This is a genomic window from Pseudomonas pharyngis (genome assembly GCF_021602345.1).
Taxonomy (GTDB): domain Bacteria; phylum Pseudomonadota; class Gammaproteobacteria; order Pseudomonadales; family Pseudomonadaceae; genus Aquipseudomonas; species Aquipseudomonas pharyngis.
This window is the reverse complement of the sequence record NZ_BQID01000008.1, coordinates 330,817-338,468: the sequence shown is the minus strand read 5'-3', so window position 1 is coordinate 338,468 and position 7,652 is coordinate 330,817. Positions and strand designations below refer to the sequence as shown.

The window sequence follows — 7,652 nt, the reverse complement described above, 5'->3', positions numbered from 1 at the left end:
ATCCCAATCTGCTCAAACCAGGCCCGTCGCAAGTTGTCGCTACCGGTCCGGAACAGGTTTGGGTGGCCGATATCACTTATCTGTCCACCAAGCGTGACGATCCGGTCTATTTGAGTCTGGTGACGGACGCCTTCTCGAGAAAAATAGTCGGCTATCACGTGCATGGCAGCTTACATGCCGACTCGGTGGCTCAAGCTTTACGCATGGCTTTGAAGACGCGTCGAACATGCCAGAAACTGGTTCATCACTCAGATCGAGGTGTGCAGTACTGCTCGGCGCTTTACCAAAAGCTCCATGCCAAGCATGGCATCACGTGCTCAATGACTGATGGCTATGACTGCTACCAAAACGCCTTGGCAGAGCGGGTCAACGGCATCTTGAAGACAGAGCTCTTGCTCCACCGGCCGACAGACTTGGCGCAAGCGGAGCAAATGGTGCGGGAGGCGATCTTGATCTACAACCGGGAGCGCCCGCACCTGTCCTTGAAATACAAAACGCCCGATGCAGTGCATCGGGCGTTAGGGTGAAACAGGTGTAAACCTATTTCAGGACTAGACACGCGAGTTTACAAGCGGAAGCGACTGACCAGAGTGTTGAACGACGCCGCCAGGTTGGACAGTTCCTGGGTCGAGGCGCTGGTCTGATGCGCGCCTGCCGCCGTCTGGGTGGAGAGATCCTGGATGTTGACCAGATTTCGGTCCACTTCCCGAGCTACGTGTGCCTGTTCTTCCGAGGCTGTGGCGATGACGAGGTTGCGATCATTGATCTGCGAGATGCCGTCGGCAATCAGCTCCAATGCCTGGCCGGTCGCTTGCGCCAGTGACTGGGTTTCGCTGACCAGCGCCTGGCTTTTCCCCATGGCGCCGACGGCTTCGTCTGCACTGTTGCGAACGTCGTTGATCATGCCTTCGATTTCCCCCGTCGAAGCCTGGGTTCTTGCCGCCAGGGCTCGTACCTCGTCGGCGACCACGGCAAAACCTCGACCTTGCTCACCCGCGCGCGCAGCCTCGATGGCGGCGTTAAGCGCCAGCAGATTGGTTTGCTCGGCAATCCCCCGGATCACATCCAGAACCTTGCCGATGTCTCGAACTTTCTCCGCCAGGTCCTTGACCATGGTGGTGGAGGTGGCGATTTCCGTGGTTGCATGGTTGATCGCGGCAACGGCGTTTCGCGCTTGATCGCGTCCATTGCTGGCTTCCCGGCTGGTGGTCTGGGAGGCCTCGGAGGTGGATACCGCATTGCGCGCAACTTCTTCCACGGCGGAGGTCATTTCCGTGACAGCCGTCGCTGCCTGCTGGATCTCGTCGTTCTGACGAATCAGTCCGCGGCTTCCATTGTCTGTGACGGCGGTGAGTTCTTCGGCGGCGGAAGCCAGTTGATCCGCCGCGCTGGCGATCTGCTGAATAGTGCTTTTCAGACTGCCCTGCATCTCGGCCAGGGCTGTGAGCAGCTGGCCGGCCTCGTCGCGACCGGTGCTGACGATGTTTTGAGTCAAGTCGCCCCCAGCGATGCTTCGGGCGCTTTCAACGGCTTTGGAGATGGGGCGGCTGATCAGTCGGCTGATGAACAGGCCGAGCAAAATCGCCGCGATAAAGGCCAGCACGATGCCGATGTACAGCGAGGTCTTGGCGGAGGACTCCGTCAGAACCGATCGCTTTGCGGCTTCGCTGACCTGCATGTCGTTGGAGTTGGTCATGATGGTCAATTCGTCCATGACGACGCGATAGTTTTTCTGCAGGTCGCCGAGCAGCAGTTCGCGGCCATTTTCCAGGTCGCCGGCCTTCATCAGGCCCAGATACCTTTGCACGATCGCTTGGTAAACGGGCCAGGCCTTCTCCATCCGGTCACCGGCTGCACGTTCGTCGTCGGCAAGCTCGGTTTTCCGGTATTCGGCAAAGGCTTTTTCACTCGCCAACTGGTTGGCGCTCATCGAGGCGAGAAATTCGTCTTTGGTGCTCTGGGGCAGGTTGGCGGCAGTGGCGACGTAAAGCCGATACATGTCACGGGTCTGTCCGACAGCCTTGATTTTGGTCTGCGCGATGTTGGCGACGGCGACGAGGTTGTTGCCGAACACCGATCTGAGGCTTGTCGAGAGTTCGGTCACTCCCCGGCTTCCCAGCAGGCCCACCCCCAGGGTGATGAAGGCGCACGCCGCGAAGGCCGTGATCAATTTCGTGGAAAGTCTTGCGTCATTCAACCAACTCATAAGGGGCATCCTGCTGACATGTGGGGGCGGAGCAATATCGAGCGCAGCTCGTACGAAAATGGTTCGTCGTCGTACATCTTTCGGCTGCGGAGTCCACAACTGTAGGGTTACCAGTTGTTTCTTATCTAAATATATTCCGCATTAAACCCCCTTGTAACCAGCGTTTTAGAGCATTCAGCACATACATACAAAAGATGGCACTTGGCCTTTTCTATTTGTTGCCAAGTGTTACATTGTGTGGAATATTCCAATAAATACGTACGACATCGTACCTCTTCGTCCTTTTCGCTCAAGATGACGAGGACGCTGTGTTCGTGATTTCCAGAACCGTGAAAAAAAAGAACGAAGCAGCCTAGGGTAGGACTCATGTCGCGTCGCATTGATAAAGGGAAACGCAGGGGGTACGCCTCTGCCGGATTGGTTACGCTGCTGATCGCCATAGCTGGCACTGCGTACGGCGAGACGCTCGACAGCACGGCCTCGGAGGGCAAGCGTCTGGCGGTAGCGGCTGACTGTGTGGCTTGCCATACGGCGCCAGGCGGCAAGGCTTTTGCGGGCGGCTATCCGCTCGGCTCACCGATGGGCACGATCTACTCGACCAACATCACGCCTTCGAAAACGGCGGGTATCGGCAATTACACGTCTGAGCAATTCGCCCGTGCGGTGCGTGACGGGGTGGCGGCCGATGGCACTCGGCTTTACCCGGCGATGCCCTACACCTCCTATTCGAAGATGACCGACAGCGACATTGCTGCGCTCTACGACTACTTCATGCATGAAGTGGCGCCGGTCGATACGCCGAACCAGAAAACCGCTCTGGATTTCCCGTTCAATATCCGCGCATCGATGATTGGCTGGAACGCGCTGTTCCACAGCACGGCGCGCTTTACGCCGGATCCGGCCAAGTCCGCCGAGGTCAACCGTGGCGACTATCTGGTCAACGGCCTGGCTCACTGCGATACCTGCCACACACCGCGCAATATCCTGATGGCGGCCGACAGCGCAAAACCGTTGGCCGGCGGATCACTGGGCAGTTGGTATGCCCCCAATATCACTTCCGACAAAGTCAGCGGCATCGGTGCCTGGTCGAGCGACGAGATCGTGGCCTATCTGCGTACCGGTCACGTCGAGGGCAAGGCCCAGGCGGCGGGGCCGATGGCCGAGGCGGTGGAGAATAGTCTGCAGCATTTGAGCGATGTGGATCTCAAAGCCATTGCGGCCTATCTGCTGCAGACGGCGCCGATCAACAGTGGGGAAACCAAAGCCCGCCACGAGTACGGTCAGGCCTCGGTCGATGAATTGACGCTGCGCGGAGGCAAACCGGGGGATAACCCGGGTTGGCACATATTCAGTGGCACTTGCGCCAACTGCCATCAGCCGAACGGTCAAGGCACGCGGGAATACCCATCGCTGTTTCACAACACCGCCACCAGTCGCAGCGACAACCTGATCGCGGCCATCGTGTACGGCGTGCATCGTGAAGTCGACGGTGTGGCCATCGACATGCCGGGTTTCGGCCCGGACGCGTTGTTCACCGATCGCCTGAACGACCAGCAGATTGCCGACGTCAGCAACTACGTGCTGTCGCGCTACGGCAATGCCGACACGGTTGTCACCGCCGCCGATGTGGCACAGGTACGCAACGGTGGGCCCCAGGCGCCACTGGCAGTGATGGCGAAGTTTACGACCCCGGTCATCATTCTCGTGTGCGTGTTGATCGGCCTGGGCGCATGGGCCTTGATTGCACGTCGGCGCAAGGAGGCTTGAGCAATGGACACTTCAATGACGCACAAACACGAAAAAACGCAAATCGAAAGCTCGACTGGGCTCACTCGCCGCAATCTGTTGCGCGGTTCCGTGACGCTGGGGCTGGCCGCGATGATCGGCAGTGCGCTGCCCTGGCAGTCGGTGCTGGCAGCCCAGGTATCGAGCGACGATTTCATTGCGCTGTCGCAGTTTCTGGTCAGCCGTGCGGTCAATCCGGTTCTGGCCGGTCGTTATTACGCTGCGCTGGACAAGCGCGCGCCGAATTTTTCGACCAACGTGATTGCCTTGAAGCAATTGATCGGCGCACAGGGTTACAAGCATGTCGATGAATACCTGGCGCAGCCGAATCCGGATCCGTCGCTGCGGGCCACGGCCACCAGCATCATTTCCGCCTGGTATCTGGGCATCGTCGGTGAGCCGGCGGATGCCGAGTTGATCAGCTATTCCCTCGCCATGATGTATCAGCCCACTCACGGCATTCTCATCATTCCAACCTACGGTGGCGGCCCGGATTCATGGGGTCCCAAGCCAGCAGTCAATCAGGACTCGACAGTATGAGCAGCGATCAATTCGATGCCGATGTAGTGATCATCGGTTCCGGTGTCATGGGCGGTCTGATCGCCACGGGCCTGGCCAAAGCGAACAAGTCGGTGATCGTGCTCGAGGCCGGTCCCCGGGTGAATCGCCGTGATGTGGTGGAAACATTCCGCAATGCCCCGGTGAAACTCTCGCTGGCCAACGCCAAGTTGCAGGGCGCCGGGTCGCCTTATCCGAGCCTGCCCCACGCGCCCTCTACCTATGGCGACTATCTGCAGCAGGTAGGGCCGGTGAAATACAACACCTCTTATCTGCGTGTGGTGGGTGGCACCACCTGGCATTTCGGTTCCTCGCTGTGGCGCATGCTGCCCAATGATTTTCGTCTCAAGTCGCTGTATGGCCGTGGTCGTGACTGGCCGATCAGTTATGACGAACTCGAACCGTATTACGCTCGGGCTGAAATCGAACTGGGCGTTTCCGGTGTCGACGGCCAGGACGAAAGCGGGCAGGGCGGAGACGCCTATCCGCCGCGCTCGATTCCCTATCCGATGGAGGGCCTGAAGCCGAGCTACATGTTCAAACGCCTTTCCGAATTGCTCAGCAAGGGCGGGTATAACCCGATCCTCGAGCCGAATGGCCGGGCGACCCGTCCCTATGGCAAACGGCCTCCCTGTGCCGGCAACAACAACTGCAACCCGGTGTGCCCGATTGCCGCCAAGTACGATGGTTCGATGCACATCGATGAAGCCGAGCGCCATGGCGCCAAGGTGCTGGACAACTCTGTCGTCTACAAGATCGAGGCGGGCGACGACGGCAAGATCACCGCGATCTGGTACATGCGCCCCGACAAGTCCAAACACAAACTGACCGCCCGGGCCTTTGTACTGGCGGCATACGGTATCGAGTCGCCGAAGCTGCTGTTGATGTCGACCTCGGAAAAGTACCCGAACGGGATTGCCAACTCCTCGGATCAGGTCGGGCGCAACCTGATGGACCACACCGGCATCAGCATGAACGTCATGACCAAGGAAGACATGTGGCCGGGCGAAGGGCCGACGCAATTGCTGGTCTATCTGAACAGTCGCGATGGCGCGTTTCGCAACGATTACCCGAGCTACAAGATCAAGGTGCGCAACACCGTGCCGACGTCGCAAATCACTTCGAACCTGATTGCCAAAGGCGTGCTGGGCTCGAAGCTCGATGAGCAGATCCGCCTGCAATCGGCGCGCTCCCTGAACTGGGCCGTCGACTTCGAAACCTTGCCGCTGCCGGAAAACCGGGTCACCCCGAGCAAGACCAAGTTCGACGCCATCGGCCTGCCGGTTCCCGAGATCTACTACAGCGTTCCCGACTACTGGCACGCCGGTAAAGAGAAGGCGCTGGAAGACTTCAAGCAGTTTGCAAAACTGCTCGACGCCGACATCCTCAGCACCGACACGGGCTTCCAGAACCGTCAGCACATCATGGGCACCACCATCATGGGCGATGACCCGAAAGACTCGGTGGTGGACCGCGATTGCCGCAGTCACGACCATTCCAACCTGTTCATCGCAGGCACGAGCGTCATGCCATCGTCCTCCTGCGTGAACCCGACGCTGACAGGTGCGGCGTTGAGTATTCGGATTGCCGATGTGTTGGTGGCGGAGGTCTGAGAAGCGCCCTGAAGTACAAAGCCCCACGCAGAGGTGTCTGGTGGGGCTTTTTTGTGTCTTTCAATCTTGCAGGAGGAAGGGCTAGAAAGTTTCAGCTCCACCCTCTGCTTTTCCAATCGAGGTTGTGACGTTCGTGAAATGTCGGCGGCCGTTGACTGAGAAGCCCCGTTCGGGATCTTGAGACCCGGGCTTGCGCAAAGTCAGCAAGGCGGGCAATCCGTCTTTCTCGCTGTAACTACCAAACCAATTGTTCAGCCTTGCGATGAAGCACTCGTCGTCGATGAAGACTGGCAAGTCCATGACGGTTTCTACTGCGTAGTAACCTGCGCCGTAACTGTAATAGTCATCGTCTCCCGAGCCCGATGCAGGAATGGGGCAGAGGGGGCCTTTGTGTTGGCTGGGTTGTTGAGGTTTACCTGCACCCGATTGGGTCAGGGCTTTCATTAGAGTCTTTCGCAAGACTGGGTCCAGTACGTAGCTGGTACTGCTTTGCTCGGAGTATTGATTACTCGGCACGATCAACTTGTAGTCATACCGAACCGTTACTGTTGGTATTTGGCTGTTGATCTTCAGGGGATTGAGCAGGTAGACCTGATCGACACCGTATGACCCGTTGCGATAGGCGAGATACATCCTTCCATGAGATTTGATCCAGGCTGCCGATTGGTTGGCGCCTCGATCACTGGTGGAGAACAACGAGCTCCCGGCGCTGGCGTCCGGATCATAGGGAGCCAGCCTTCTGGTGAACCGTTCTCCATCGCGATGGAAGGTTTCATAGAAGCTGAAGAGGCCTGTACCACCGGTGTAGGTTGAAACGATCAGATCCCGTTGACCGTCGCCGTCCAGGTCTATCAATGAGTAATTCGCCTGGCCCTGCTCGGCATCAGCGTCAAGGCCGGAAGCATTAAGCGCCTTCCATTCATTATGGGTTACACCCTTGGGAATGCTTTTGGGAAACAAGGTCTGATCGTAAGTGTTGTCGTCACTGGGATCGCCGGAGAATGAAGTTTCGCCGTTGTCGGTCGAGAGAGAATCCAGCGCCCGCTCCAGCGCAAACTCCGGACTCTCCTTGCTCATCTCCCGAACCCGCTGCTGCAGATCCTCCATGACCTGTTTATCGATCTCGTCCGGTTTGTAGGCCACCGCGTCGATCCACTGCGCGTGCAAGACCTGCAAACGATCCTGATAACGCTGGTTCAGACAACCGAACTCCTCGCCACATCGATCACGCTCTTTCAGCCACTGACGCTGAGCCTTTTTCACTTCGGCCTGCTCCGGGGCAGCTTTCATCAACTTCCGGTAAGCCGCCCCCATCTGCACATCCAACTCATATAGCGGCTTGTCCGTGCAAATCGCCTTCTCCACAACACTCGCAGCCTTTGTGCAGTCCATTCCGCTCGCCAGTACCTGCTGAAAAAACAGCAGCGCACAGGCCGATACGATGTAGCGTCCCTTGATGTACACGATGAATCCTTTGCCATTGGAAGGTG

Annotated in this window: 5 protein-coding genes and 2 pseudogenes; 4 read left to right on the top strand and 3 right to left on the bottom strand. The window is 58.2% G+C overall.

What is annotated here, in order from left to right:
* Positions 1–555 (top strand): annotated as a pseudogene (locus tag L6D74_RS18670) (IS3 family transposase); the annotation flags it as partial.
* Positions 556–565: 10 nt separating this feature from the next.
* Here L6D74_RS18670 and L6D74_RS30340 read toward each other — a convergent pair.
* Positions 566–1,429 (bottom strand): methyl-accepting chemotaxis protein, encoded by an 864-nt coding sequence (locus tag L6D74_RS30340; RefSeq protein ID WP_404943279.1) that lies wholly within the window; start codon positions 1,427–1,429, stop codon positions 566–568.
* Positions 1,424–2,206: pseudogene (locus L6D74_RS30335) on the bottom strand (MCP four helix bundle domain-containing protein); the annotation flags it as partial. The pseudogene L6D74_RS30335 and the gene L6D74_RS30340, both read right to left, overlap by 6 nt.
* Before the next feature lie 366 nt (positions 2,207–2,572).
* On the opposite strand from L6D74_RS30335, the gene L6D74_RS18660 reads away from it, so the two are divergent.
* From L6D74_RS18660 to L6D74_RS18650, 3 genes are read left to right on the top strand one after another with little or no spacing between them, the layout of a single operon-like run.
* Complete coding sequence (locus tag L6D74_RS18660; protein ID WP_236190002.1) at positions 2,573–3,973, top strand: c-type cytochrome; 1,401 nt, start codon at positions 2,573–2,575, stop codon at positions 3,971–3,973.
* Positions 3,974–3,976: 3 nt separating this feature from the next.
* Complete coding sequence (locus tag L6D74_RS18655) at positions 3,977–4,531, top strand: sugar dehydrogenase complex small subunit (protein ID WP_236190001.1); 555 nt, start codon at positions 3,977–3,979, stop codon at positions 4,529–4,531.
* The gene (locus L6D74_RS18650; RefSeq protein WP_039772094.1) at positions 4,528–6,162 is read left to right on the top strand and encodes a GMC family oxidoreductase; all 1,635 of its coding nucleotides are present in this window, start codon (positions 4,528–4,530) and stop codon (positions 6,160–6,162) included. Before L6D74_RS18655 ends, L6D74_RS18650 begins: the two co-directional genes overlap by 4 nt.
* 81 nt (positions 6,163–6,243) lie before the next feature.
* Here the strand turns inward: L6D74_RS18650 and L6D74_RS18645 are convergent, their stop codons facing one another.
* Positions 6,244–7,626, bottom strand: coding sequence for a lysozyme inhibitor LprI family protein (locus L6D74_RS18645; protein ID WP_236190000.1), 1,383 nt, complete (start codon positions 7,624–7,626; stop codon positions 6,244–6,246).
* Positions 7,627–7,652 lie beyond the last annotated feature (26 nt).

Bases quoted from the DNA above. Each gene is read 5' to 3' on its own strand.
- L6D74_RS30340 (WP_404943279.1), bottom strand. From the start codon at position 1,429: ATGCAGGGCAGTCTGAAAAGCACTATTCAGCAGATCGCCAGCGCGGCG.
- L6D74_RS18660 (WP_236190002.1), top strand. From the start codon at position 2,573: ATGTCGCGTCGCATTGATAAAGGGAAACGCAGGGGGTACGCCTCTGCC.
- L6D74_RS18655 (WP_236190001.1), top strand. From the start codon at position 3,977: ATGGACACTTCAATGACGCACAAACACGAAAAAACGCAAATCGAAAGC.
- L6D74_RS18650 (WP_039772094.1), top strand. From the start codon at position 4,528: ATGAGCAGCGATCAATTCGATGCCGATGTAGTGATCATCGGTTCCGGT.